This is a genomic window from Actinomadura madurae (genome assembly GCF_047130825.1).
Lineage (GTDB): Bacteria > Actinomycetota > Actinomycetes > Streptosporangiales > Streptosporangiaceae > Spirillospora > Spirillospora madurae.
Genome location: NZ_CP083237.1, coordinates 7438000 through 7463056 on the forward strand (window position 1 = coordinate 7438000; position 25057 = coordinate 7463056).

The 25057-nt window shown below is 71.9% G+C and carries 28 protein-coding genes and 3 tRNA genes; 27 read left to right on the top strand and 4 right to left on the bottom strand.

The annotated features are described in order from the left end of the window. Positions 1-101: 101 nt before the first annotated feature. A complete protein-coding gene (locus K8Z49_RS34250; protein WP_021600176.1) occupies positions 102-833 on the top strand; it encodes a MerR family transcriptional regulator in 732 nt (243 codons plus the stop codon). Continuing rightward, complete coding sequence (locus K8Z49_RS34255) at positions 827-1651, top strand: hypothetical protein (RefSeq protein ID WP_083597597.1); 825 nt, start codon at positions 827-829, stop codon at positions 1649-1651. The genes K8Z49_RS34250 and K8Z49_RS34255 overlap by 7 nt, the downstream gene beginning before the upstream one ends. Here K8Z49_RS34255 and K8Z49_RS34260 read toward each other — a convergent pair. Further along, positions 1635-2165 (bottom strand): hypothetical protein, encoded by a 531-nt coding sequence (locus K8Z49_RS34260; RefSeq protein ID WP_412516141.1) that lies wholly within the window; start codon positions 2163-2165, stop codon positions 1635-1637. The two genes, K8Z49_RS34255 and K8Z49_RS34260, sit on opposite strands and share 17 nt — an antisense overlap. Before the next feature lie 29 nt (positions 2166-2194). Between K8Z49_RS34260 and K8Z49_RS34265 the strand changes: the two genes are divergently transcribed. Together K8Z49_RS34265 and K8Z49_RS34270 are read left to right on the top strand one after the other, a co-directional pair. Then, on the top strand, positions 2195-3835 hold the full coding sequence (locus tag K8Z49_RS34265) for a TerD family protein (protein WP_412521228.1): 1641 nt from the start codon (positions 2195-2197) through the stop codon (positions 3833-3835). Positions 3836-3930: 95 nt separating this feature from the next. Further along, positions 3931-4653, top strand: a complete 723-nt coding sequence (locus K8Z49_RS34270; RefSeq protein WP_021595807.1) for a protein phosphatase 2C domain-containing protein — start codon at positions 3931-3933, stop codon at positions 4651-4653. A gap of 26 nt (positions 4654-4679) precedes the next feature. On the opposite strand, the gene K8Z49_RS34275 is transcribed toward K8Z49_RS34270, so the two are convergent. Further along, entirely contained in the window at positions 4680-5711 is a 1032-nt protein-coding gene (locus K8Z49_RS34275) for a hypothetical protein (RefSeq protein WP_412516142.1), read from the bottom strand. Positions 5712-5799: 88 nt separating this feature from the next. Here K8Z49_RS34275 and K8Z49_RS34280 point away from each other — a divergent pair, with 88 nt between their 5' ends. The 10 genes from K8Z49_RS34280 to K8Z49_RS34325 all read left to right on the top strand — a co-directional run bounded on the left by K8Z49_RS34280 (position 5800) and on the right by K8Z49_RS34325 (position 12129). Further along, positions 5800-6927 carry an acyl-CoA dehydrogenase family protein gene (locus tag K8Z49_RS34280; RefSeq protein WP_075020987.1) on the top strand — a complete coding sequence of 376 codons (1128 nt, stop codon included), beginning with the start codon at positions 5800-5802 and terminating at the stop codon, positions 6925-6927. Between the two features lie 80 nt (positions 6928-7007). Continuing rightward, positions 7008-7080 (top strand) — tRNA-Thr (locus tag K8Z49_RS34285). A 291-nt stretch (positions 7081-7371) separates the two neighbouring features. Beyond that, positions 7372-7445: transfer RNA gene (locus K8Z49_RS34290), tRNA-Met, on the top strand. A gap of 85 nt (positions 7446-7530) precedes the next feature. Beyond that, positions 7531-7695: a 50S ribosomal protein L33 gene (gene rpmG, locus K8Z49_RS34295; protein WP_026404241.1), complete on the top strand. Its 165-nt coding sequence runs from the start codon at positions 7531-7533 to the stop codon at positions 7693-7695. A 253-nt stretch (positions 7696-7948) separates the two neighbouring features. Further along, the gene (locus K8Z49_RS34300; RefSeq protein ID WP_021595810.1) at positions 7949-8386 is read left to right on the top strand and encodes a MaoC family dehydratase N-terminal domain-containing protein; all 438 of its coding nucleotides are present in this window, start codon (positions 7949-7951) and stop codon (positions 8384-8386) included. Next, positions 8386-8811 carry a MaoC/PaaZ C-terminal domain-containing protein gene (locus tag K8Z49_RS34305; protein WP_412516143.1) on the top strand — a complete coding sequence of 142 codons (426 nt, stop codon included), beginning with the start codon at positions 8386-8388 and terminating at the stop codon, positions 8809-8811. Before K8Z49_RS34300 ends, K8Z49_RS34305 begins: the two co-directional genes overlap by 1 nt. Positions 8812-8909: 98 nt before the next feature. Next, a complete protein-coding gene (locus K8Z49_RS34310; protein WP_412516144.1) occupies positions 8910-9977 on the top strand; it encodes a UDP-N-acetylmuramate dehydrogenase in 1068 nt (355 codons plus the stop codon). 198 nt (positions 9978-10175) lie between these two features. Further along, positions 10176-10757, top strand: a complete 582-nt coding sequence (locus tag K8Z49_RS34315; RefSeq protein ID WP_021595813.1) for a TMEM165/GDT1 family protein — start codon at positions 10176-10178, stop codon at positions 10755-10757. A gap of 77 nt (positions 10758-10834) precedes the next feature. Further along, positions 10835-11554, top strand: a complete 720-nt coding sequence (locus tag K8Z49_RS34320; RefSeq protein WP_412516145.1) for a GntR family transcriptional regulator — start codon at positions 10835-10837, stop codon at positions 11552-11554. Next, the gene (locus tag K8Z49_RS34325) at positions 11551-12129 is read left to right on the top strand and encodes a TetR/AcrR family transcriptional regulator (RefSeq protein ID WP_063747671.1); all 579 of its coding nucleotides are present in this window, start codon (positions 11551-11553) and stop codon (positions 12127-12129) included. The genes K8Z49_RS34320 and K8Z49_RS34325 overlap by 4 nt, the downstream gene beginning before the upstream one ends. Before the next feature lie 16 nt (positions 12130-12145). Here the strand turns inward: K8Z49_RS34325 and K8Z49_RS34330 are convergent, their stop codons facing one another. Continuing rightward, positions 12146-13228, bottom strand: a complete 1083-nt coding sequence (locus K8Z49_RS34330; RefSeq protein ID WP_021595816.1) for an adenosine deaminase — start codon at positions 13226-13228, stop codon at positions 12146-12148. Between the two features lie 263 nt (positions 13229-13491). Here K8Z49_RS34330 and K8Z49_RS34335 point away from each other — a divergent pair, with 263 nt between their 5' ends. The 3 genes from K8Z49_RS34335 (at position 13492) to K8Z49_RS34345 (ending at position 15791) form a co-directional block, all read left to right on the top strand. Next, complete coding sequence (locus tag K8Z49_RS34335; protein WP_021595817.1) at positions 13492-14439, top strand: hypothetical protein; 948 nt, start codon at positions 13492-13494, stop codon at positions 14437-14439. Positions 14440-14531: 92 nt separating this feature from the next. Continuing rightward, a complete protein-coding gene (locus tag K8Z49_RS34340; protein ID WP_024934194.1) occupies positions 14532-15041 on the top strand; it encodes a SigE family RNA polymerase sigma factor in 510 nt (169 codons plus the stop codon). A gap of 3 nt (positions 15042-15044) precedes the next feature. Beyond that, positions 15045-15791 (top strand): hypothetical protein, encoded by a 747-nt coding sequence (locus K8Z49_RS34345; RefSeq protein WP_021595819.1) that lies wholly within the window; start codon positions 15045-15047, stop codon positions 15789-15791. A 160-nt stretch (positions 15792-15951) separates the two neighbouring features. Here K8Z49_RS34345 and K8Z49_RS34350 read toward each other — a convergent pair whose 3' ends face one another. After that, the gene (locus K8Z49_RS34350) at positions 15952-17163 is read right to left on the bottom strand and encodes a pyridoxal phosphate-dependent aminotransferase (RefSeq protein ID WP_021595820.1); all 1212 of its coding nucleotides are present in this window, start codon (positions 17161-17163) and stop codon (positions 15952-15954) included. Positions 17164-17420: 257 nt separating this feature from the next. Here K8Z49_RS34350 and K8Z49_RS34355 point away from each other — a divergent pair. The 10 genes from K8Z49_RS34355 to rplL all read left to right on the top strand — a co-directional run bounded on the left by K8Z49_RS34355 (position 17421) and on the right by rplL (position 24554). After that, positions 17421-17493, top strand: a tRNA-Trp gene (locus K8Z49_RS34355). A 122-nt stretch (positions 17494-17615) separates the two neighbouring features. Continuing rightward, positions 17616-17876 (top strand): preprotein translocase subunit SecE, encoded by a 261-nt coding sequence (gene secE, locus K8Z49_RS34360; protein ID WP_021595821.1) that lies wholly within the window; start codon positions 17616-17618, stop codon positions 17874-17876. An 83-nt stretch (positions 17877-17959) separates the two neighbouring features. After that, entirely contained in the window at positions 17960-18847 is an 888-nt protein-coding gene (gene nusG / locus K8Z49_RS34365; RefSeq protein ID WP_412516146.1) for a transcription termination/antitermination protein NusG, read from the top strand. Positions 18848-18965: 118 nt separating this feature from the next. Continuing rightward, complete coding sequence (gene rplK, locus K8Z49_RS34370; RefSeq protein ID WP_021595823.1) at positions 18966-19394, top strand: 50S ribosomal protein L11; 429 nt, start codon at positions 18966-18968, stop codon at positions 19392-19394. A gap of 59 nt (positions 19395-19453) precedes the next feature. Continuing rightward, positions 19454-20170 (top strand): 50S ribosomal protein L1, encoded by a 717-nt coding sequence (gene rplA / locus K8Z49_RS34375; protein WP_075020984.1) that lies wholly within the window; start codon positions 19454-19456, stop codon positions 20168-20170. A gap of 194 nt (positions 20171-20364) precedes the next feature. Further along, entirely contained in the window at positions 20365-21237 is an 873-nt protein-coding gene (locus K8Z49_RS34380) for a hypothetical protein (protein WP_412516147.1), read from the top strand. 154 nt (positions 21238-21391) lie between these two features. Beyond that, positions 21392-22246, top strand: a complete 855-nt coding sequence (locus tag K8Z49_RS34385; protein WP_033330069.1) for a hypothetical protein — start codon at positions 21392-21394, stop codon at positions 22244-22246. 92 nt (positions 22247-22338) lie between these two features. Further along, positions 22339-23220, top strand: coding sequence for an LppX_LprAFG lipoprotein (locus K8Z49_RS34390; RefSeq protein ID WP_021595680.1), 882 nt, complete (start codon positions 22339-22341; stop codon positions 23218-23220). Positions 23221-23543: 323 nt separating this feature from the next. Further along, positions 23544-24107 carry a 50S ribosomal protein L10 gene (gene rplJ / locus K8Z49_RS34395; RefSeq protein ID WP_021595681.1) on the top strand — a complete coding sequence of 188 codons (564 nt, stop codon included), beginning with the start codon at positions 23544-23546 and terminating at the stop codon, positions 24105-24107. A gap of 54 nt (positions 24108-24161) precedes the next feature. After that, positions 24162-24554: a 50S ribosomal protein L7/L12 gene (gene rplL, locus K8Z49_RS34400; RefSeq protein WP_075020982.1), complete on the top strand. Its 393-nt coding sequence runs from the start codon at positions 24162-24164 to the stop codon at positions 24552-24554. Positions 24555-25057 lie beyond the last annotated feature (503 nt).

A 25057-nucleotide genomic window follows, 5' to 3' on the forward strand; every position in this document is an offset into this window, starting at 1 on the left:
TGGTCCGCTGGCCAGGTCCGAAAAGCAGGTCGGGGGCGGTCCAAGTTCCGGGGCCGGTGTGGGCTTGACCTTGACGTCGCGTCAACGTTTGTAATGAGGGCATGCGGATCGGGGAGCTGGCCGCGCTGGTCGGGGTGTCGGCCAGGACCGTGCGGCATTACCACCATCTCGGGTTGCTGCCCGAGCCCGAGCGGCTCGCGAACGGCTACCGGGAGTACCGGCTGCGGGACGCCGTGGTCCTCGCGCGGGTGCGGAGGCTCGTCGAGCTCGGGCTGTCGCTGGACGAGGTCCGGGACGTCCTGGCGGACGAGCGCGGCCGGGACCTGCGCGAGGTGCTTCAGGAGCTCGACGCCGATCTGGCCGCGCAGCAGGACGCGATCGCGGCGCGGCGGGCGCGGCTGGCCGAGCTGCTGGCGGACGAGGACCTGGGCCCGGACTCGGCCGTGTCGCCCGAGATGGCGACGGTCCTGCGGGGACTGCCGGACGGGTCGCGGTTCGCCGCGTTCGACCGGGAGCTGCTGGCGCTCGTCGACACGGCTGCCGGGGACGCCGGGCGGGCCCGGTTCGCGGAGATGCTGCGGCCGTTCGGCAGGCCGGAGGCGCGGCGGCGGATCGCCGCGCTCTACGCGCGGCTGGACGAGATCGCCGACGCGCCGGAGGACGATCCGCGCATCACCGACATCGCGGCGGATCTCGCGGACCAGATACCGGAGGAGATGGCGGTGCTGATGGCCGGGCAGGGCATGGACGGCGGGTGGCTGGACGCGATGCCCGCGGCGCAGGGCGAGGTCTTCCGCCGCGTGATCGGCATCCTCAAGGACAGGACGTGCTGAGCCTCGCTCGGGCCGCGGTCGTCGCGATGGTGCCCGCGGAGCTGGTCGTCGTGGTGCTCCTCGTCTCGGGTGTGACGCTGCCGCGCCCCCTGGTGGCCGCGGGCGAGGTCGCCTTCTCGGCCGTGCTGGTGCTCCAGCTCGTGGTCGCCGGACGGCTGGTCATCGCGGCACGGCGGGCCGGTGCCGGGTGGCCGGTGGCACTACGGAGCGTCGGCCGGCTGGTCCCCGACCGTGTGCGCAGGGTCATGGCCTTCGACCTGCGGGGGATGGTCAGCCTGGTGCTGCTCGTGACCCGCCGCAAGCACGGTGTGCCGCCGGGCGCGGTCGCGGTGCCCTACGCGGGCGGGCAGCTTTCCCTGCAGATGGCCTTTCTCTTCGCGATGGTCTTGGAGGCCGTCGTGGTCGAGTTGCTGATGCGGTCCCTGGACGCGCCGGAAGGCCTGCGCGCGGTGGTGCTTGTGGTCGACCTGTACTCGATCCTCATCGTGGTGGCGATCATCGCGGCGTGCGTCACCCGGCCGCACGTGCTGTCGGACGACGAGCTGCGCATCCGCTGCGGGGCCTTCCTCGACCTGCGGGTTCCGCGGGCGCAGATCTCCGCGCTGCGGGTCGCGCGGAACTACGACGAGACGGGCATGGTCCGGGTGCGGGACGGGCGGCTCTCGGTGGCGGTGGCCGGGCAGACGAACGTGGTGGTCGAGTTGCGGGAGCCGATCCAGGTCGTCCGGCCGCTCGGCGGACGGGCCGAGGTCGGCACGATCCGGTTCTTCGCCGACGAGCCGGCGGCGGTCGGCGCGGCCGTCACGTCCGGCGGATGACGAGGCAGGCGAGGCCGGCGGCGGCCGCGGCGAGGACGGTCAGGAGCCAGCCGGCGTCGTAGTCCCCGTCCCGGCCGAGGGCGGCGATCAGGGCGGCGACGCCGATGACCGTGCCGACCTGCCGCGCCATCGTGACGACCGCCGACCCGGTGGAGAACGCCGCCGGGGGCAGCGCCGACACGGCCGCGCCGATCAGGGTCGGCAGCGTCACCCCGACCCCGATGCCGGTCAGCAGCATGCCGGGCAGCATCCCGGCGGCGTAGCCGTCCGCCATCCGCCACATCCACCAGCCGATGCCGGCCGCGAACACCGCGCAACCGGCCGCCGCCACGCGCCCGGCGCCGAAGCGGCGGGCGAGCGGCGCGCCGCCGAGGGCGAGGGCGGGCACCATCAGCGGGCCGGGCGTGATGGCGAGGCCGGTGCGCAGCGCGGACCAGTCCCAGACGTCCTGGCACCACAGCACGCAGGAGAGCAGCATCGCGGCGAACGCGACCGCGAACAGCACGTTGGCCACGGACGCGGATCCGAACGCGGGGGTGCGCAATCCGAGCCGTTCAGCACAGGATTCTGTCCCTCGCCGTGGTAACGGTCGGAAGCGACGGGAGGACGAGCGGAGAGTATTCCACCCTGCTCGACCCGGGATGCGATCCCGGGCCGGTTCACATTCACGGGCTGACGCCCGAGAGGCTGAAAGGGGCGCCCAAGTTCGAGGACGTGTCCCGGCGCGTCGCGGAAATGCTCCGCGGCCGGGTGCTCGTCGCCCACAACGCCCCCTTCGACTACGGCTTCCTCGCGCAGGAGTTCCAGCGCGCGAACGTCCGGCTTCCGGTCGAACGGCGGCTGTGCACGCTGGCGCTGAACCGCCGGCTCTCCCCGGCGACCGGCGACCTGAAGCTCGGGACGCTGGCCGCGCACTACGGGATCAAGCCCGCCAAGGCCCACGACGCGCTGGAGGACGTCCGGACGCTCCGAGGCGTGCTGCGCGGATCGCTCCAGGAGGCGAGCCGGCTCGGTCTCGCGCTGCCGTTCGTGGCGTGCCCGCCGAAGCAGAACTTCCGGGCCGGGATTCCCAAGACCCGGTGCGCCTACCGGTGTCCGGGCAGGTTCGGCGACCGGCTCGTCCAGGGGATGAAGGTCGCCATCACCGGCGAGACCGAGACGCTGCGCGAGAGGCTCACCGAGCGGGCGGTGGCCGCTGGGCTGAACATGATGACGTCCGTGAGCCGCCACACGAGCCTGCTGGTGGCGAACGATCCCGGCTCCGGCACGGCCAAGGCACGCCGCGCACGCCAGGACGGGGTGCCCGTCATCGACGAGCGGACGTTCCTGGAACTGCTGCGGGACGTCCAGCCCGGCACCCCGCACGGCACGCGGGAGCAGGCGAGGCCCGTGGAGAAGCCGCCGGTGAGGAAGGGGCCGCTCGAAGGGCGCCGCGTGCTCGTCCTCGGTGGAACCCATCCGAGGGCGTCCGCCGCGCGGAGCGCGGTCGTGGAGCTCGGCGGCGCCGCCGCGGTGAACCTGTCGGCCGGCGTGACGGACGTCGTGGCCCTCCAAGGCGGCGAGCCGGATCGGCGCATGGAGCGGGTGGTCCGCCTGGAGGTCCCCGTTCACGACGTGGAGTGGCTCAAGGCGCCGGAGCAGGCGGAGACTGTCCGGGTGTCGACAACAGTGTTGCCGAGGGGGGCGGCCATCGACCTCCCGCCGGCGGAGAGGTGGACGGTCGGCGCCTCCTGGGTCCAGCACTCGGCCTGCGAGGTGGACGTGGTGGCGTTCGCGCTCGACGAGGACGGCCAGGTGTCCTGCGACGAGGACTTCGTCTTCTACGGCGCCGCCGAGACCCCCGACGGGACGGTCCGGCTGGCGGCCGAAGGCCCTACCGAGCAGGCGATCGTGATCGGCCTGGCCGCGCTTCCCGAGGCCGTCCGCAAGGTCACCGTGGCGGCGGTGATCGACGGCGACCTCACGTTCGGCGAGCTGGGGGCCGTCGAACTGGTCACCGGCGCCGGCGACGGCGAGCGCGCGCACGCGCAGGCGACCCTCGACGCCGGGACCACGGAGCGGACGATGCTGGTCGCCGAGGTGTACCGGCGCGGCCCGGGATGGCGGCTGCGCGTCGTCGGCCAGGGATACGACTTCGGGCTGGACGCCCTGGCGCGCGGCTTCGGCGTCGAGGTGGAGGAGTAGTGGAGCGGCGGCGGTGCGGCAGGTGAGGGTTTTGGTCTAGCTGTCCCGCGCGGGGCGGCCCAGAGGGTAGACCTGCATCCGTGCAGGTGAGTTATGTGAGTGAGGCGACGCCGGGGCGGGAGAACGAGGACTTCGTGGCGGCCGGACCCGGCTGGGTCGTGCTGCTGGACGGGGCGACGGCGCCGCGGGGGGTGGACAGCGGATGCCGGCACGATCCGGCGTGGCTGGTGCGCAGGCTCGGCGGGCGGATCGCCGCGCTGCTGGCGCTGGAGGACGGCAAGCCGCTGCCCGACCTGGTCGCGGAGGCGATCAAGGTGACGGGGGAGGCGCACACCGGGACGTGCGACCTGGAGAACCCCGACAGCCCGTCCGCGACGGTGTCGCTGCTGCGGCGCCGCGGCGAGGCCGTGGAGTGGTTCGTGCTCGCCGACTCCCCGATCGTGGTGGACGTCGGCGAGACCAGGGTGTTCCGGGACGACCGGGTCGACCACCTTCCGAGCTACACGCTCGAAGGCGTCCGGAGGTCGCGCAACACCCCCGGCGGGTTCTGGGTGGCGAGCACGAAACCGGAGGCCGCGTACGAGGGGCTGACCGGCGAGGTGCCGGTCGAGGGGCTGCGGAGGGCGGCGGTGCTCAGCGACGGCGCGTCCCGGCTCGTGGAGCGGTTCGGGGAGTTGGACTGGGACGGCCTGCTCCGCCTGCTGGACGAGGAAGGGCCTCGGGAGCTGGTCAGGAGGACCAGGGCCGCGGAGGTGTCCGCTCCCGCGGCCCGGGGGAAGCGCCACGACGACGCCACGGCCGTGTTCGTCCGTTTCTGACAGTGCCGGCGCCGCCGCGGGCACCGTCAGCGCGTCGCGGGCTTGATGTGCGGCCACCAGGCGCCGAGGTCCTCCGGCAGGTGCGTCCCGTCGACGCGGAAGGTGGCGGGCATGAGCGGGAAACGCCGTCCGGCCGGGAAGTGCCGCCCGTAGGACGGCGGGTCGAGCACGACGACGCGGGTGCCGTTCACCACCGGGATGTCGGCGGGGACGCCCTCGTTCCAGATCGGCTCGCCGTGCGCGTCCACGAGGTTCCACGGGCTGGAGACGATCGGGCGCCCCGGCGGGACGTCGGCGTTGAGGAAGCAGGCGATGATCTCCGGGGCGGGACGTTCGCCTTCCAGGCCGCCGGGGCGTCCGATGAGCGCGCCCGCGAGCAGGACGTGCAGCTGGAAGTTGTCGCCGACCCCGCCGATCGTGACCGTCCAGCCCCGGCGGCTCGCGCGGTCGAGGACGAGGATGCGCTCACCGTCCAGGACGCGCAGCAGCGCCGCGTAGTGGTTCATCCTCCCCAGGTACTGGCCGGCCTTCTGCGAGATGAAGGAGCGGAAGTCGCGGTCCGTGACGCCCGCCCGGACCGACGGTCCCATCTGCAGGACGGTGCATGCCGCCAGCGCGAACTGGTGCAGGGAGAACCAGGACATCATCGCGGTCACGGCGCCCTCGCCCAGCGCCGGCGCGACGGTGTCGAACACCTCCTGGGACGGCTTCTCCTCTTCCATGTCGGGCGGGGGCTTGCCGTCGGACCCCTCCTCCCATGCCTTGGCGAAGGACAGGGAGGCGGCGGTGACGTCGGTGGTCCGCTCGATGACGGCCGTGCCGACCGGCGCGGGATCGGCGCCCTGCTCGATCCAGGCGCCGGTGAGGACGGCGAGCCAGCCGCCGAGGTTCGGGGGCGCCTCGGCGATGCCCTCGGCCAGCCGGGGCAGGGCGGCGTTCAGCTCGGCGAGGGGCGTGCTCTGGGCTTCCCGCATAAGCTGCGGCAGCAGGTCGCTGAAGGACCGGTCCTCGACCACCGCGGCCTGGACGATCTGGTCGACGAGTTGCTGGAACGACATGGTCGGTCACCCTGGCACAAGTTGATCAACTTGGCAGCCGCTCCCGGGGAACCCGCACCTTTTTGGAATCTCGTTCTAGTATGCGGTCATGGAGCCACAGGATTTCGCCGACGTGCTGAAGGCCGTCCGCAGCTTCGTCCGCGAGCAGGTCGTCCCCCGCGAGGAGGAGATCGAGGAGACCGACGCGATCCCGGAGCAGCTGCGCCGCACGTCACGGAACATGGGCCTGTTCGGGTACGCGCTGCCCGAGGAGTACGGCGGGCTCGGCCTGTCGCTGAGCGAGGAGGTGCGGCTGGTCTTCGAGCTCGGCTACGCCAGCCCCGCGTTCCGGTCCATGTTCGGCACGAGCAACGGCATCGCCGGGCAGGTCCTGGTCAACTCCGGCACGGACGAGCAGAAGGACGCCTGGCTGCCGAGGCTCGCGTCCGGCGAGGTCGTCGGGGCGTTCGCGCTGACCGAGGCCGAGGCCGGCTCCGACCCGAGCGCGCTCGCCACGACCGCGGCGCGCGACGGCGGCGACTACGTCGTCAACGGCGCCAAGCGGTTCATCACCAACGCCCCCGAGGCCGACGTGTTCATGGTGTTCGCCAGGACGGGCGGCAGCGGCTCCCGCGGCATCTCCACGTTCCTCGTCGAGAGGGGCACGGACGGCCTGAAGATCGGGCCGTCCGACCAGAAGATGGGCCAGCGCGGCGCCCACACCGCCGAGGTCTTCTTCGACGGCGTGCGCGTCCCGGCGACCGCGATGGTCGGGACGGAGGGAACCGGCTTCCGCACCGCCATGGCGTCGCTCGCCCATGGACGGCTCAGCATCGCCGCCGTCTGCGTCGGTCTCGCCCAGAGGATCCTGGACGAGACCGTCGCCTACGCCAAGGAGCGCAGCCAGGGCGGTAGGACGATCGGCGAATACCAGCTCGTGCAAGGACTCGTCGCCGACTCCCAGACCGAGCTGTACGCGGGACGCTCGATGGTCCTGGAAGCGGCACGTGCCTACGACGCGGGCGAGGACACCAAGCAGGGACCGTCCTGCGCCAAGTACTTCTGCTCCGAGATGGTGGGACGCGTCGCCGACCGCGCCGTCCAGGTCTACGGCGGGATGGGCTACATGCGCGGCGTCGCCGTCGAGCGCTTCTACCGCGACGTCCGGCTGTTCCGCATCTACGAGGGGACGAGCCAGATCCAGCAGCTCGTCATCGCCCGCAACCTGCTGCGCTGACCAGCGCGGACACCCGGGGCCCAAACCGGTTCGCACCACACGGCCGGGCCGTGTATGGTTTCACTGCGCGAACGACGCAGGCCCCTTTAGCTCAGTCGGCAGAGCGTCTCCATGGTAAGGAGAAGGTCTACGGTTCGATTCCGTAAAGGGGCTCACGGCATACCGGCCGCCATCCGCTCGATCGGACGGCGGCCTTCGTCGTTCCCGAGGACACCGCGTCGTTCCCGGGGGACACCGCCCTGATTCGCTCGATACCGGGGCCTGTGGTACCGTCCCTCCGGTTCCAGTAGGACGTTTCGCAGCTCATCGGCACACCCGGTAACCTGGGAGACGGTCCGGCGGAACCCGCGAGACCGATTCCCTGATCCTCACCCGGGGATTTCGCGTTTCCAGGGTTCGGTGAGCATCCGGTATCCTTGCATTCCGGTCCACACCGACCATCGCGGCGGGGTAGCTCAGTCAGGCAGAGCAAGCGGCTCATAATCGCTGTGTCGCCGGTTCAAGTCCGGCCCTCGCTACTACCCATGTCTCTCACCCCCACCCCGGGGGTGAGCAGGCTGGGTCGGTAAGTTCCTTGTCCCTAGCTCAGAAAGGCACTCCATCGTGGCTGCCACCGACGTCCGGCCGAAGATCACGCTGGCCTGCCAGGAGTGCAAGCACCGCAACTACATCACGCGGAAGAACCGGCGCAACGACCCGGACCGCCTTGAGATCAAGAAGTACTGCCCCAACTGCAGGACCCACCGTCCGCACCGGGAAACCCGCTAGGTTGAGGTCCTGACGGAGAAGTACTGCCCGCTGCGCTTTCTCACGGGGCCAGGACCCACCGTCCGCACCGGGAAACCCGCTAACGGCGCAGCGCACCAGGCCCGCCGAGCGGCGCGACTTCTTCGCACGCTTGTACTGACGTGATCAGCCCGTCCTCGCACCGAGACCCGCGAGGGCGGGCTGAACGTCGTTCTGTTACCGTCCGTCCGGAGAGACGGAACCGGCGTGCTCAGGCCCTGGAGGGACGGATTGCATGGCACTCAACCGTGATTTCATCGGGCGGAGCTTCCCGCCCAGCGACCCGTACGAGGTCAGCCGGGTGAAGATCCGCGAGTTCGCGGACGCGATCGGCGACCCGAACCCGGTCTACCGCGACCAGGAGGCGGCCAAGGCGGCCGGACACCCCGACGTCATCGCGCCGCCCACCTTCCCGATCGTCGTCTCCCTCGGCAACCCCGGCCTCGCCGACCCCGACCTCGGGCTGAACTACGCGATGGTCGTGCACGGCGAGCAGCGCTTCGTCTACACCCGCCCGCTGCGCGCCGGCGACGTCATCACCTGCACCTCGACGATCACCGAGATCAAGTCGATCGGCAACAACGAGAAGATGACCGTCGAGACCGAGGTCAAGACCGTCGAGGGCGAGCTCGTGTGCACGTCCCACAACACGATCGTGGAGCGGGGGGCCTGATGACCGCCAAGGTGAAGCACGCCGACGTCGAGGTCGGCGCCGAGATCCCCGCGCGGACGTACGCCGTCGACCGCGCGAACCTCGTCATGTACGCGGGCGCGTCCGGCGACTTCAACCCGATCCACTGGCGCGAGTCCGTCGCCAAGGCCGTCGGCCTGCCCGACGTCATCGCGCACGGCATGTACACGATGGCGCAGGGCGGCCGGTTCGTGACCGACTGGGCCGGCGACCCCGGCGCCGTGGTGGACTACGGGGTACGGTTCTCCTCTCCGGTCGTGGTCCCGGACGAGGGCGGCGCGACCCTGGAGATCATTGGCAAGGTGGAGGAGAAGCGCGACGACGGCACGGTCGTCGTGGCCCTCACCGCCCGGTCGAACGACCAGAAGGTCCTCACCCGCGCGAAGGCGGTCGTCAAGCTCGCCTGAACGCGGCGGCGCACCGGCCGGGCGTCCCCGGCCGGTGCGGGACCGGGGAGGTGCGCGGCCGGCTCGGGCGAGGGCGCGCACGGGAGGGGAAGGACGACGTGGCGGTGTTCGCCGAAGACGTGAACCTGGCCGGATACACCACGCTGCGGCTGGGCGGCCCCGCGCGGCGCTTCGTCGAGGCGACGACCGAGGCGGAGGTGGTCGCCGCGATCCGCGCGGCCGACGACGAGGGCGAACCCGTCCTCGTGCTCGGCGGCGGCAGCAACCTCGTGGTCTCCGACGCCGGGTTCCCCGGCACCGTCGTGCACGTCGGGACCCGCGGCACCGAACGCGTCGGCGCGGACGGCGACACGATCCTCGTCCGCGTCCAGGCCGGCGAGGACTGGGACCCGTTCGTCGCCCGCTGCGTCACCGACGGGCTCGCCGGCGTCGAGTGCCTGTCCGGCATTCCCGGCCGCGTCGGCGCCACCCCCATCCAGAACGTCGGCGCCTACGGGCAGGACGTCAGCGAGACGATCGTCGAGGTCCGCGCGTACGACCGGCGGGCGCGCGCCTGCGTCGCGGTCGACCGCGAGGCCTGCCGCTTCACCTACCGGCACAGCGTCTTCAAGGGCGACGACCGGTACGTCGTCCTGGACGTGACCTACGCGCTGCGCCAGGCCGAGGAGTCGCAGCCGATCGCCTACGCCGAGCTCGCGCGCAAGCTCGGCGTCGAGCCCGGCGACCGGGTCACGCTGAAGGAGGCCCGCGACGCCGTCCTCGAACTGCGCCGCGGCAAGGGCATGGTCCTGGACGCGGCCGACCCCGACACCCGCAGCGCGGGGTCGTTCTTCACCAACCCGGTCCTCGGACCCGGCCAGGTCGCCGAGCTCGAACGCCGCGTCGCCGACCGCCTCGGCCCGGACGCGGCGTTCCCGCGGTACCCGGAGGCCGGCGGCCGCGTGAAGACGTCCGCCGCCTGGCTCATCGACCGCGCCGGCTTCACCAAGGGGCACGCGCGCGGCCCCGCCCGGATCTCCACCAAGCACACCCTCGCCCTCACCAACCCCGGCGACGGCGGCACCGCCGACCTGCTCGCGCTGGCCCGCGAGGTCCGCGACGGCGTCCGGGACGCGTTCGGCGTCACCCTCGTCAACGAGCCCGTGCTCGTCGGCGTGACCCTGTGACCCGGTAGGGTGGACGGAGCCGAGGGGGAGTAGTCCCAATCGCGTGATCGACATACTGGCGCCCCCATGGGCGCCCGGTCACGCGGGCCCGATCACCGATCGCGGCGGACGAGACCTTCGGCCCGGCAGTCGTGCCGGGCCGAGGTCGCGCGTGCTCGAACCCCCGCCCTCGCCCGGCCTCCGAGCGAGAGGGAACCGGTGTCCGCCTTCCTCATCAGCCTGGCCGTGATCTTCGTCGCGGAGCTGGGCGACAAGAGCCAGCTCATGGCCATGACCTTCGCCGCCCGCTTCCGCGCGCTCCCGGTGCTGATCGGCATCACCGCCGCGACCGCGATCGTCCACCTGGCGAGCGTCGCCCTCGGCGCGGCCCTCGGCGCCGCGCTCCCGACCGGCCCGATCTCCGTCCTCGCCGGCGTCGCCTTCCTCGGCTTCGCGCTGTGGACGCTGCGCGGCGACGAGCTCGACGACGACGAGCGCGACCGCGCCCGGCGCGCGACGGGATCGGCGATACTGGCCGTCGGCGGGGCGTTCCTCCTCGCCGAGCTGGGCGACAAGACGATGCTCGCCACCGTCACCCTCGCCGCCGACCACGGCGGGCTCCTCGGGCTGACCGGCGTGTGGCTCGGCTCGACGGTCGGGATGGTCGCCGCCGACGCGCTCGCCATCGTCGTCGGCCAGATCCTCGGCCGCAGGCTCCCCGAGCGGGTCATCAAGTACGGCGCCGCGGCCGGGTTCGCCGTCTTCGGCGTCCTCCTGCTGATCGAGGGCATCACCGCCTGACGGGGCGGGAACCATGGAGTCAGGGCCCTCGACCGCCGCGGGGCTCGCCGCGCAAGGGCCCGGACGGGAGTACGACCGTGGCCCTACCCGCCCCCCTCCCCCCGCCGCCCCGGCGGGTGCTCGGCACGCGGCTCCAGCTGAGCGACGAGGCCGCCGCCCGCATCCGCGAACTGATCATGGACGGCCGGGTCCGCCCCGGCGACTACCTGCGGCTCGAACGCCTCGCCCTGGAGTTCGGCATCAGCGTCACGCCCGTCCGGGAGGCCCTGAAGTCGCTGCGCAGCGAGGGGTTCGTGGTCCTGGAGCCGCGCCGCGGGTTCGTCGTCGCGCCGCTGTCGAAACGGGACGTCCAGGACCTGTTCTGGGTGCAGGCCGGCATCGCCGCCGAGCTGGCCGCGCGGGCCGTGCCGCGGATCGGCCCGGCCGCCCTGCGGGAGCTGGACGGCCTCCAGCTCGGGCTGGAACACGCCATGGCCGTGCACCGGCCCGACCTGATGGAGGACGGCAACCACCGCTTCCACCGGGAGATCAACCTCGCCGCCGGATCGCCCAAGCTCGCCTGGTCGCTCGGGACGGCGGCCCGGTACGTCCCGCGCGGGCTCTACGGGCGCCTCGCCGGCTGGCCGGGCCTCGCCGTCCGCGACCACGCGCTGATCCTGGCGGCGCTGCGGGACGGCGACCCGCGGGCGGCGGCGCGGGAGATGCGCGCCCACATCGTCCGGGCCGGGGACCTGCTCGTCGCCCACCTCGAACGCCGCGGCATGTGGAGGGAGGAGAGCACTAACGTGAGGCCATGAGCCCGAGGATGAGCGCCGGTGAACGCCGCGAGCTCGCGGTCCGGGCCGCGATGGCCGAGTTCGCCCACGGCGGCTACGACGGCACCTCCACCTGGACGATCGCCCGGCGGATCGGCGTGTCGCAGCCCTACATGTTCCGGCTCTTCCCGTCCAAGCACGCCCTTTTCCTCGCCGCCGCCGAACGCTGCTTCGACGACATCGAGGACCGGCTGGCGGAGGCCGCCCGCGGCCGGCGCGGCCCGGACGCGATGGCCGCGATGGCCGCGGCCTACCGCCGGCTGCCGCGCGAGGACCCGGCGCTCCCGCGGCTCCAGGTCAAGATCCACGCGGTCGCCGTCCGGGACGACGAGGTGCGCCGGCTCGGCCGGATCCGCTGGGCGCGGCTGTGGCGGCTCGCCGGCGACCTGTCCGGCGAGCCCCCCGAGGAGGTGGCCCGGTTCATCTCGGACGGGCTGCTGGTCAACGTCCTGGCCGCGTTCGGCGTCCCGTCCGGGCCCGACCTGCCCGGCTCGGCGGCGGCCTGGGCGGAGGGGCTGCGCGGCGTGGAGTCCTTCGCCGACCGGCCGCAGAGCTGACCCGTCCCCGCGCCGGCTATCCCTCCAGCCAGGCGTCGACCCCCGCCAGCAGCCGCCCCCGCAGGTCGGAGGGCGCGGCCGAGGCGCGGATCGACTGCCGGGCCAGCTCCGCCAGCTCGGCGTCGGAGAACCCGTGCTCGGTGCGGGCCAGGTCGTACTGGCGCGCCAGCCGCGAGCCGAACAGCAGCGGGTCGTCGGCGCCCAGCGCGATCGACGCGCCCGCCTCGAACAGCCGCCGCACCGGGACGTCCGACGCCGTCGCCACCACCCCGAGCCCCACGTTCGACGCCGGGCACACCTCCAGCGTCACGCCCCGCTCCACGATCCGCTCCAGCAGCCGCGGGTCCTCGACCGCGCGGACGCCGTGCCCGATCCGGTCGGCGTCCAGCGTCTCCAGGCACTCCCGGACGCTCGCCGGGCCCAGCAGCTCGCCGCCGTGCGGATCCGACAGGAGCCCGCCGCGCTTGGCGATCCGGAACGCCCCCTCGAAGTCGTACGCCCGCCCCCGCCGCTCGTCGTTGGACAGCCCGAACCCGACGACGCCCTTCCCCGCGTACTGGACGGCGAGGCGCGCGAGGGTCTTGGCGTCCAGCGGATGCCGCGTGCGGTTGGCCGCGATCACAACGCCGATGCCGACCCCGGTCGCCTCCGAGGCCTCCCGCGCCGCGTCCAGCACCAGCTCCACGGTCGGCGTCAGCCCCCCGAACCTCGCCGCGTACCCGCTCGGGTCGACCTGGATCTCCAGCCAGCCGGACCCCTCGGCGGCCTCGTCCTCGGCGGTCTCGCGCAGCAGGCGGCGCAGGTCGTCCGGCGTCTGGAGCACCGACCGCGCGATGTCGTAGAGGCGCTGGAACCGGAACCAGCCGCGCTCGTCGGTCGCGTGCAGCCGGGGCGGCCAGTCCTCGACGAGGGCGTCCGGCAGATGGACGCCGTGCAGCCCGGCGAGCTCCACGAGCGTGGAGTGCCGCATCGAGCCGGTGAAGTGCAGGTGCAGGTGCGCCTTGGGCAGCAGGGCCACGTCCGGGCGGGCGGGGCCGCGCGCGGGGGCGGGCTCGGCGCGGTCCGCCAGGGAAGAGTCCGGCATGGAACGGTCCGGCATGGGGTGCGCCTCCGCCGGACGGGGTGCAAGGGTACGGGCCTCCATGAGCCAATGTTGCCGGATCCGCGTCCGCTCCAAACCCCGTCCCGGCAGGATCACCACACCGGACTACCTCGCATGACACGCGATGGCCATCCCGCCCATGGGCATCTCCGAAAAAACTTTGGAATCCCGTGCAACCCATTCCGGCGACCGTGCGTATACGAGGGGCGCCAGAGAGAGACAGGCACCCCCGCAGAGAAGTAGGGCAGAAGGGATACACCATGATCACGCTGAAGGCCGCCTTGATCGCGGCGTCCGCCATCGGGACCGTGGCCGTCGGCGGCGGCGCGACGTGGGCGATGACCGGCTCCCACCACGACGCCGGCCTCCAGTCGCAGGGCGCCAAGGCCCCCGCCGCCACCCGCCAGGTCCAAGAGGCCGCGCCGAAGACCGTCCCGACCTGCCTCCCGGCGAAGCCCGGCACGCCCAAGGTCCCCGACGCCGGCGCCAAGAAGAAGGTCGAGCAGCACCTCAAGCAGAACCCGGCCACCGGGAAGCTGCCGCAGGGGCAGCTGCCCGACGCGAAGGTCCCCGCCGCGGGGCTCCCGCAGGCCGGCGCCCCGAACACCGAGGTCCCCGGCGTGAAGGCGCCGGACGGCAAGAACCTCCCGGCCAAGCCCGGCGTGCCCGCCAAGCCCGGCGTCCCGGCGGACCTGCCCACCTGCGTGCCGTCCACCGGCGACCTGCCCGGCGCCCCGGCGACCAAGCCGGACGCGCGCGTCCCGGCCCAGCCCGCCGTGCCCGCCGTGCCGAAGCTCGACTGCAGCACGCTGAAGCCCGCGGTGAAGGTCGGCGGCGCCGCCGAGAAGGCCGTCATGCTGCCGAAGGGCCTGCGGTACGTGTCGTCCGTCCCGGGTTCCGCCGAGCTGCGCAAGCAGCAGGTCTGCGCCGTCACCCAGAAGTGGCAGGGCAAGGCCGGCCAGTGGCTCTCCGTCGAAACCCTGAAGACCCCGTCCGGCATGACGCAGAATCAGCTGCGGCAGGCGCTGAACCTGCCCGAGGGCGGTACCCCGGTCAGCGTCGCCGGGGTGGCCGGCTGGCAGAGCCCGAACGGCGGCGGCGTGCTGCTGTTCGACCCGGCCGGCTACTCGCTGTTCGTCAACGGATCCCCCGTCCTGGCCGGCAACGGGCTGAAGGACGTGGCCACCGCGCTGCGCCAGGCGCGGTAAGGGAGAAGGCGCGGGCGGACGGCTCCGGCGCGGGGGCCGTCCGCTCTCGGCACACCGATCTGCTGGAAGCGCTCTAGCCGGGACGGAGCACAGTGGGGCGTCGAGACGACGAGTCGTTCGTGGAGTTCGTGGCGGCACGCGGCGATGCCCTGCTGCGCGTCGCGGCGCTGATGTGCGGGGCCCGGCAGGACGCCGAGGACATCCTGCAGACCGCGCTGGAGAAGGCCTACCGCCACTGGGGGCGGCTGGAGGCCGGCAGCGATCCCGAGCCGTACGTCCGCCGGATCCTGGTCAACCTGGTGATCAGCCGGTCCCGGCGGTGGAAGGTGCTCCGGGAGATCCACATGGCGCGGCTGCCGGAGACGCCGGCCGCGTCCCCGAACCACGCCGTCGAACTGAGAGGGACCCTCATGGACGAGCTGCGCAAGCTCGGCCCCAGGCAGCGGGCCGTGCTGGTGCTCCGGTTCTGGGAGGACCTCTCCGAGGCGGAGACGGCACAGGCTCTCGGCTGTTCGGTCGGAACGGTCAAGAGCCAGGCATCCCGGGGGCTCGCCAGGCTCCGGGAGCGCCTCGACAAGAACCTGGCGCCACTGGGGAGCTGAGCGATGGATCTGGAGAGTGAACTGCGGAAGGCCATGGCCGAGCAGGTGGCCGAGACGTCCGCGTCGCCGTCGCTCGTCACCGACGTCAAACGGCGCCACCGGCGCCGCAGGGCCCGCGTCCACGCGGCCGCGGGAGTCGCGGCCGCCTCGGTCGCGGCGCTCGCCCTCGTACCCACCTATCAGTCGTTCCGGGCCACACCGGCCGGGAGTTCGGAGACGGCCCGTCCGACGGACACCGTCTCGGCCCTCCGGCTGCCGGAACGACCCTCCGCCCCGGGCCTCCCCGCGTCCCCGTCATCCAAGGGGAGGCCCGGGACGGACTCCTCGCCGAAGCCGGAGGCGCGGGAGTCGTCCGGCGGGGCGCCGCACAAGCCCGGACTCGGCGGCGCCGTCGGCGGGCTGCCGTCCTGGATCACCTACCTGCCGGACGGCCTGGCCTCCACCGGGCCGTGCGAGGTGAGCGGGAACGCCGGGCGCAAGACCACCACCTGCGGATGGCGCGGCGGATCCGGGTGGGTGGAGATCGCCCTGGTGAAGGGCGGCGGGCTCACCGGCCCGCAGGACCTGATGAAGTCGGCGGGCGTCCCCGGGCGCACGTCCGTCCGCGGGACGCCGGCGCTGATCGGCGACCGGCCCGGCTCGGCGCGCCAGGTCTCCTGGCTGGCGCGGCCCGGCGTCGGCGTCACCGTCACCGCGGCCGGCACCGCCCGGGACCAGCTGATGCGCATCGCCGAGGGGGTGCGCCCCTGAGACCCCGCCCCGGCGGGACGTCGCGCGGCGGAGAGGGGCCGTGCGCGGGACGTCCCGCCGGGCATCCCGGGACGGGACCCGGCGGACCCGTCCCATCGGAAACCGGCCCCGGGCGGTGTGCGCCCGGGGCCGGTCCGTACGTTCAGGGACGGTCAGCGGATCAGCTCGCCTCGGAGAGCAGCTTCGCGACGCGCGAGACGCCCTCGACGAGGTCGTCGTCGCCGAGCGCGTAGGAGAGGCGGAAGTAGCCCGGCGTGCCGAACGCCTCGCCCGGCACCAGCGCGACCTCGGCCTCCTCCAGGATCAGCGACGCCAGCTCCACCGACGTCTCCGGGCGCCTGCCGCGCAGCTCCTTGCCCAGCAGCGCCTTGACCGACGGGTACGCGTAGAACGCGCCCTCCGGCTCGGGGCACACGATGCCGGGGATCTCGTTCAGCATCCTCACCATCGTCTGGCGGCGCCGGTCGAACGCCTTGCGCATCTCCGCCACGGCCGACAGGTCGCCGGTCACGGCGGCGAGCGCGGCGGCCTGGGACACGTTCGCCACGTTGGACGTCGCGTGCGACTGGAGGTTCTGCGCGGCCTTCACCACGTCCGCCGGGCCGATCATCCAGCCGACCCGCCAGCCGGTCATCGCGTAGGTCTTGGCCACGCCGTTCAGGACGAGCGTGCGGTCGGCCAGCTCCGGCACCAGCACGGGCATCGAGTGGAACTCGGCGTCCCCGTACACGAGGTGCTCGTAGATCTCGTCGGTGACGACCCAGAGGCCGTGCTCGGCGGCCCAGCGCCCGACGGCCTCGATCTCGTCCCGCGTGTAGACGGCGCCGGTCGGGTTGGACGGCGAGACGAACAGCAGCACCTTCGTCCGGTCGGTGCGGGCCGCCTCCAGCTGCTCGACGCTCACCTTGTAGCCGGTGGTCTCGTCGGCGACGACGTCCACGGGCACGCCGCCGGCCAGCTTGATCGACTCGGGGTAGGTCGTCCAGTAGGGCGTCGGGACGAGCACCTCGTCGCCCGGGTCGAGCAGCGCCGCGAACGCCTCGTACACCGCCTGCTTGCCGCCGTTGGTCACGAGCACCTGCGACGCCTCGACAGTGAGGCCGGAGTCGCGCCCGGTCTTCTCGGCGATGGCCGCGCGCAGCTCGGGCAGCCCGCCCGCCGGCGTGTACTTGTGGAAGCGCGGCACCCTGCACGCGGTCACCGCCGCCTCGACGATGTAGTCCGGGGTGGGGAAGTCGGGCTCGCCCGCGCCGAACCCGATGACCGGGCGGCCCGCCGCCTTCAGGGCCTTGGCCTTGGCGTCGACGGCCAGCGTGGCGGACTCGGAGATCGCGGCGATGCGCTTGGAGATGCGAGGACGGTCGATGCTCATGTCCCCATCGTTACAGATCGGCCCGCGTGACCCGAGCCATATATCCGGGCCGGTCGGACGGGTCGCCGCCGCCGCGTTCCCGCCGATCTCCGGGTATCGGTTCGACGCGGGCCCCTCCGGCACGTAGACTCACCCAGCAAGTGACGCGTCGCCGGTATACGAGCCTGTCCGCACCCGGGCACCTTCGTGAGGCCGTAAGCTGGGACGCGGCACCACCCCGGCCCCGCGGCCGGGCTTTCTCCTTAGCCGGAGAACGAAGGGCAGTGGCTCAATTGGTAGAGCTCCGGTCTCCAAAACCGGCGGTTGGGGGTTCGAGTCCCTCCTGCCCTGCGAGGTGCGGTGCGCGCACTCGTGCCGGCCGCGCCACGGCGTCGCCGTGGCACTCCGCGGCACGGGACGGCGCGGCAACCACTTGGTGGTTGGATCACGACCTATGAGGTGAACGGCGGCAAATGGCGACTGAGACCGACGAGCGCGACGAGCCCGAGGCCAAGGACGAGGGCAAGACCAAGAAGAAGTCCTCCTCCGGGCGGACCTCGCCCGCGCTCTTCGTGCGCCAGGTCATCGCCGAGCTGCGCAAGGTCATCTGGCCGACGCGGCGGGAGCTCATCACCTACACGACCGTCTCGCTGATCTTCGTTCTGGTCATGGTCGCGATCGTCTCCGGCGTCGACTACGGGCTCCAGAAGGGCGTCTACGCCATCTTCGGCTGACGCCGCGCGGCCGCCGCCGCGCGCCGGGGAAAGCCCGCCGTACCATCGCAAGTCCATCACCGCAGACCGAGAGAAGAGTCACCGTGTCCGAGCCCTCACAGCCCTACGACGAGGCCGTTGACGAGGCCCAGTCCGCTGCGGCTGCTGCGGCAGACCAGGCGGCGCAGCCCGCCGACGAGGCGGCCGAGGCGGTCGTCTCCGCCGGCGACGCCGAGCCGGCGGACACGAAGCTGGAGGGCGAGGGCCCCGCGCCGGACGCGGCCGAGGGCGCCGCCGAGCTCGCCGAGTCCGTCACGGGCGAGGAGCCGGCCGAGGAGCCGGCCGAGGAGCCGGCCGAGGAGCCGGCCGAGGACGAGGAGGCCGCCGCCGAGCCTCCGGCCGATCCGTACGCCGACTTCAAGATGCAGCTGCGCCTCCAGCCGGGCGACTGGTACGTCGTGCACTCCTACGCGGGTTACGAGAACCGGGTCAAGACCAACATCGAGACCCGCACCCAGACCCTCAACATGGAGGACTACATCTTCCAGATCGAGGTCCCGCAGCACGAGGTGACCGAGATCAAGGGCGGCAAGCGCCAGAAGGTCAACGAGAAGGTCCTGCCGGGCTACATCCTCGTCCGGATGGAGCTGACCGACGAGTCGTGGGCCGCGGTCCGCAACACCCCGGGCGTCACCGGGTTCGTCGGCCTGCTGAACAAGCCGTCCCCGCTCAGCCTGGACGAGGTCGCCAACCTGCTGGCCCCCGAGCCCGAGGAGGGCGTCGCCAAGGCCGCCAAGGAGCAGGCCAAGGTCACCGCCACCGTCGACTACGAGGTCGGCGAGTCGGTCACCGTCATGGACGGCCCGTTCGCCACCCTCCCCGCGACCGTCAACGAGATCAACGCCGAGCAGCAGAAGCTCAAGGTCCTGGTCTCGATCTTCGGCCGCGAGACCCCGGTCGAGCTGAGCTTCAACCAGGTCTCCAAGATCTGACGGAGCCCCCGCGCTCCGTCTCACATAGCGGTTCCTACACGGTGGATGCGTCCCAGCCGCCGTGTTGCCCGGGTGACCGGGAGTCGGAACCACCGATAAATGGGACAAAGGGGTTCGCATGCCTCCGAAGAAGAAGGTCGCCGCGCTCGTCAAGGTCCAGTTGCAGGCGGGCCAGGCGACGCCGGCGCCGCCGGTCGGTACCGCGCTCGGTCCGCACGGCGTCAACATCATGGACTTCTGCAAGCAGTACAACGCCGCCACGGACTCCCAGCGCGGCAACGTCATCCCCGTAGAGATCACCATCTACGAGGACCGGTCGTTCAGCTTCATCACCAAGACCCCGCCGGCCGCGCAGCTCATCCTCAAGGCCGCGGGCGTGGAGAAGGGCAGCGGCGAGCCGCACAAGACCAAGGTCGGCTCGGTCACCCGCGACCAGGTCCGCGAGATCGCCACGACCAAGATGCCCGACCTCAACGCCAAGGACCTGGACGCCGCCGAGAAGATCGTCGCCGGCACCGCGCGGTCGATGGGCATCGAGGTCAAGTAAGTCACCCAGTGGGAGGGTCCGCTTCGGCCCGCACCACGAGTTCCAGTGGAGGAACGCACATGAAGCGCAGCAAGGGCTACCGCGCCGCGGCGGAGAAGATCGACCGCGAGCGGCTGTACAGCCCGGTCGAGGCCGTGAAGCTGGCCAAGGAGACCGCGGTCACCAAGTTCGACGCGACCGTCGAGGTCGCCCTGCGGCTGGGCGTCGACCCGCGCAAGGCCGACCAGATGGTCCGCGGCACGGTCAACCTGCCGCACGGCACCGGCAAGACCGCCCGCGTGCTCGTCTTCGCCGTCGGCGCCAAGGCGCAGGAGGCCGAGGCGGCGGGCGCCGACCTGGTCGGCTCGGACGACATGATCGAGCGGATCCAGGGCGGCTTCCTGGACTTCGACGCCGTGGTGGCGACGCCGGACCAGATGGGCAAGGTCGGACGGCTCGGCCGGGTGCTCGGCCCGCGCGGCCTGATGCCGAACCCGAAGACCGGCACGGTCACCATGGACGTGGCGAAGGCCGTCACCGACATCAAGGGCGGCAAGATCGAGTTCCGGGTCGACCGGCACGCGAACCTGCACTTCATCATCGGCAAGGCGTCCTTCGACGAGCGCAAGCTGGTGGAGAACTACGCCGCGGCCGTGGACGAGATCCAGCGGCTCAAGCCGTCCGCGGCGAAGGGCCGGTACGTCAAGAAGGCGTCGCTGACCACGTCGATGGGCCCGAGCATCCCGGTGGACCCGAACGCGGTCCGCAACCTGACGGCGGAGCTCGAAGAGGCCTGATCGAGCGCGGCGTCGTCGCACGCCACCGAGCAGGGCGTCCCCGGTGCGACCGGGGGCGCCCTGCCGCTTTTCCCGCGGCGTGACCGGAACGGGCGCGGGCGGGTGGCCGGATACACGGATCACGGTCCGGAACCGGACAATCTGGGTTTCGATTGCTTTGTTACCAATGGGGAACTTGGTGTTGAATTGCCCGGGTGAAGCGTCGAACCGACCGGGCCATCGCCATCTCCGCCGTGACCGCGGTGGCCGTCGTGCCCACGGCGATCCTGATGGTGGTCAAGGTCGGGGGCGACGGCCCGAAGGACGGCGGCGCGCCGCCGCCCGCCGCGAACATGGCGCAGCGGGATCCCGCGAACCCCAACGGTTCGGCGTCCGGCACGGTCACGCCGGGCGCGCCCGGCGCGCCGGGCTCCGGGACGGGCGCGGGCGCCAGGCCGGGAACCCCCGGATCCGGGGGCGGGGGCGCCGCGCACGGGCTGCCGACGGCACCGCCGCAGCCGGGCCCCAGCCTGCACTCCTTCACCCGCAAGACGGACATGAAGGTGACCGTCGGGTCGGACGGCGACTACCGGCACGCCACCGAGACCGCCACGTTCACCCTGTACCCGAAGTTCGCGATGAACGCCGTCGGCGTGACGCGGGCGATGCGGGGCGGCGAGCTCAGCAAGATCACCCAGAAGGTGATCGTGCAGGGCAACGTCCTCAAGGGCTTCGACGGGCAGAAGTGGACGCGGTCGACGCTGACCGCGGCGCAGCTCGGCACGCTGCAGAGCGGCTCCGACCCGCGGCAGTTCACCTTCATGATCGGGACGCTGCCCGGCATGACCGCGAGCGGGCCGGACGCGTCCGGCAACACCCGCTTCACCGCGCAGGCGCTGATGGGCAGCGTGTACGCGCTGCTGCCGAGGGACGCGGCGGCGGAGATGCGCAAGTGGGTCCCGGACAGCGCCGGCTGCGGGCTCGACCTGTGGGCCGACAGCAAGGCCCGCCCGACCACGATCGCGCTGAACGCGCAGGCGCCGGGCGCCGCCCTCACCGGCTCGATGAGCTTCGGCTCCTACCGCTGACGCCGGCGCCGCCGGGTGGCCGAACGGCGCTCCGGCGGCTACGCCGTTGGTCGTACGGTGCGAGGGTCCGTTCGTACCACCGGGGGATGTGGCGACGTTGGCGCCTCGGGACACTGGGTAACACCAGCAGGGCGACAAGGGAGGCTCAACCCTCATGAACCGACGACTCGTGGTGGCGGCCGGAGGCACCGCCGTGGGCGCCGCTCTCCTCCTGTCCGGATGCAACGGGGACGGGTCGGAGACCAACACCGGCAACATGAAACTGACCGCCGGGCAGGCGCTCCTGAAGGCATCCGAGAAGACCGGCAAGACCGACACGTTCAAGGCCGACCTGACCGTGACGGGCACCGGCGACGGCGGCGGCAAGATCCACGCCAACGGGCAGTTCCGGCTGCGTCCCTCGCTGGAGTTCAGCGCGAAGCTGGACGAGTTCAGCAAGAACGGGCAGACCGTCCCGGGCGCCAAGGGCCAGGCGGTCTACAAGGGCAACGTGCTGTACGCGAAGGTCCCGCAGCTCGCCCAGTTCGTCAGCGGCGGCAAGCCGTGGGTGAAGATCGACGTGAACCAGGTCGCGCAGCGCACCGGGTTCGACGTGCAGAGCCTGGTCAGCCAGGTGCAGAAGGTGGACCCGGCCGAGCAGACGAAGATGTTCACCGGTTCCAAGGACGCCCGCCGGGTCGGCACCGAGACGGTCGACGGCGTCAAGACCACGCACTACACCGGGACGGTGACCGTCGACGACGCGCTGAAGCGGCTCGACGCGCAGTCGCGCGAGAAGGTCGGGCAGTGGCTGCCGAAGGACCGCGCCAACAGCAAGATCAACTTCGATCTGTGGACGGACGGGAGCAACCTGCCGCGCAAGCTGGTGTCCAAGGCGACCGGCACCGGGGGCGAGAACGGCACCGTGACCGTCCTCTACAGCGACTACGGCAAGTCGTTCGACGTGAACACGCCGCCCTCCGACCAGGTGGGCGAGCTGACGATCGGCAACCTGTTCGGCGGCAACTAGAAACGGGGTGAACCTCGGCGGTCTCCTTCGCGTCTCATGTACCGTTCGGCCCCATCGTCCGGGCCGCCCAGAGACCAAGGAGACCCCCCACGATGATCCGTCGTTTCGCCGCAGGCGCGGCGCTGGCCACCGGCCTCGCCCTCTCGCTGACCGGCTGTCTCGGGGACGCCGGGAAGACGGTGGACGAGGCCGGCAAGGGACTCAAGCTGTCGGCCGCGCAGGTCCTCGGCAAGACCGCCGAGAAGACCGGCAAGATCGACTCCTTCCAGGCCGACATGTCGATGGAGATGACCGGATCGTCCGACGGGAACATGTCGGCGACCGGCACGATGCAGTACCGCACGAAGCCCGACCTGGCCTACAGCATGAACTTCGCGCAGATGACCGTCGCGGGCCAGTCGATGTCCGGCATGGAGCAGCGGCTGGTGGGCCGGACCATGTACATGAAGATGCCGGCGCTGAACCAGCTCGGCGGCGGCTCCGGCAAGCCGTGGCTCAAGATCTCGCTGGACGAGCTGGGCCGCAAGTCGGGCATGAACATCGATGAGCTGCTCCAGCAGTCCCAGCAGATGGACCCGGTGCAGAACACCAAGATGCTGACGGCGTCCAAGGACGCGCGCGAGGTCGGCAAGGAGATGGTCGACGGCGTCGAGACGACCCACTACACGGGGACGTACCGGATGGAGGACGCGATCGCGAAGCTGTCCCCGGAGACGCAGGAAGCCTACCGCAAGAGCGTCGGCACGACCGGCATGGAGGCCATGCACTTCGACCTGTGGGTGGACGGCCAGCAGGTGCCGCGCAAGATGACGATGAAGTCGCAGCAGACGTCGGCCGGCACGATGACCATGACGATGAAGTACCGCGACTTCGGCAAGCCGGTGCAGATCACCGAGCCGCCGGCGAGCGAGGTCACCGACTTCGGCGAGCTGATGAGCCGGCTCGGGAGCGGCTCCGGCCTTCCCGGCAGCTGATCGCCCGCCCGTCTTCCGCGCCGAGGGACCGCACCCCGCATGGGGCGCGGTCCCTCGTTCGTGTCCGCCGATTTGGTCTACCCGGGGGACGCACGTATCCTGTTCCGTGCCGAAGACCGCCGGTCGTCACTTCTCTGAGGTGACCGAAGGACCCGACACCCGTTCGGGCGGCCTGCGTAGGTGAGACGAGAGCTTCCCGCATGGCCTCCGTGCCGTGCCTGGACGCCCCGTGCGCCTGCGCCGGGGCGTTTTTTGGTGGACCCGCATCGCCGTCCCCCGGGACGGCCGCGGGTCGGACCACCCAGGTAATCGGAAGGAGGGCTATGGCCAAGGCCCACAAGGACGCGGCGATCGCCGAGCTCAAGAGCGAGTTCGAGAGCTCCAACGGCGCCGTGCTCACCGAGTACCGCGGGCTTTCCGTCGCGCAGGTCAAGGAGCTGCGCGACAACCTCGGCGAGACCGCGCGGTTCCGCGTGGTGAAGAACACGCTGACCAAGCGCGCCGCGAACGAGGCCGGTGTCGACGAGCGGTTCCGTGACCTGCTCGAAGGCCCGTCGGCCATCGCGTTCGTCCGCGGCGACGTGGTCGAGGCCGCCAAGGGCCTGCGCGACTTCGCCAAGGCGCACCCGATGCTGGTGATCAAGGGCGGCTTCATCGACGGTCAGTCGATGGACGCGGCCGAGGTCACCAAGCTCGCGGACCTCGAGTCGCGCGAGGTGCTCCTCGCGAAGCTGGCCGGTGCGATGAAGGGCTCGATGGCGAACGCCGCCGCGCTGTTCAACGCGCTGCCGACGCAGGCCGCCCAGCTCGCCGAGGCGCTGCGCGCCAAGCGCGAGTCCGAGGGCGAGGCCGCCGAGGCGCCGGCCGCCGAGGCGCCCGCCGAGTAGGCACACCCGCGGTCCAGTAATCCCCAGTTCTCAAGCCATAGCGGAGGAAAGATCATGGCGAAGCTCAGCACCGACGACCTGCTCGACGCGTTCAAGGAGATGACCCTCCTCGAGCTCTCCGAGTTCGTGAAGCAGTTCGAGGACGTCTTCGACGTCAAGGCCGCCGCGCCGGTCGCGGCCGTCGCCGCCGCGCCGGGCGTTCCGGCCGCCGCCGGTGGCGAGGAGGCCGCCGCGCAGGACGAGTTCGACGTCATCCTTGAGGGTGCCGGCGACAAGAAGATCCAGGTCATCAAGGAGGTTCGCGCCCTGACGAGCCTCGGCCTGAAGGAGGCCAAGGACCTGGTCGACGGCGCGCCGAAGCCGCTGCTGGAGAAGGTCAACAAGGAGACGGCCGACAAGGCCAAGGAGGCCCTGGAGAAGGCCGGCGCCTCGGTCACCGTCAAGTAGGACGCTCCAGAGCTCCGGAGCCCGCGCGGCTCCACCGCTCTCCAAGGAGGCGGTCACCCCGGTCGGGGTGGCCGCCTCCTTCGCGTCCCGGCTCGCGGGGCTTGTCGTGGAGCGTGAAGGGTGGGAGGGACGCGCGTCCGTTTTCTGTGCCGAGGTGACAAACGCCTGTGGAAAACCGTGCGCCCCGGCGGGTTGTGCGGTTTCCGGTCCCGGGCGTAGCGTCCCGTTCTGACGCTGGGGTCACATCCGGCCGCGCACGCCCCACCGGTGACGGTGGGACGTCCGGTCGCAGCCGTCGGTCGGCACCTCCCTTGAGACGCCGGTTCTTGGACCACTAGTCTCATTGGCGCTGTAAGTAACGATTGTCTTACGACGTCGCATTTAGCTGCTGATCTGGGCAGGAACCCCTTCCTTTTGGACGGGGGGCCGCTACGGTAGTGGAACCCGTCTCGGCTACCGGACGGTAGCAACACGGCGGACACACGGTGTGACGACAGAAAGAG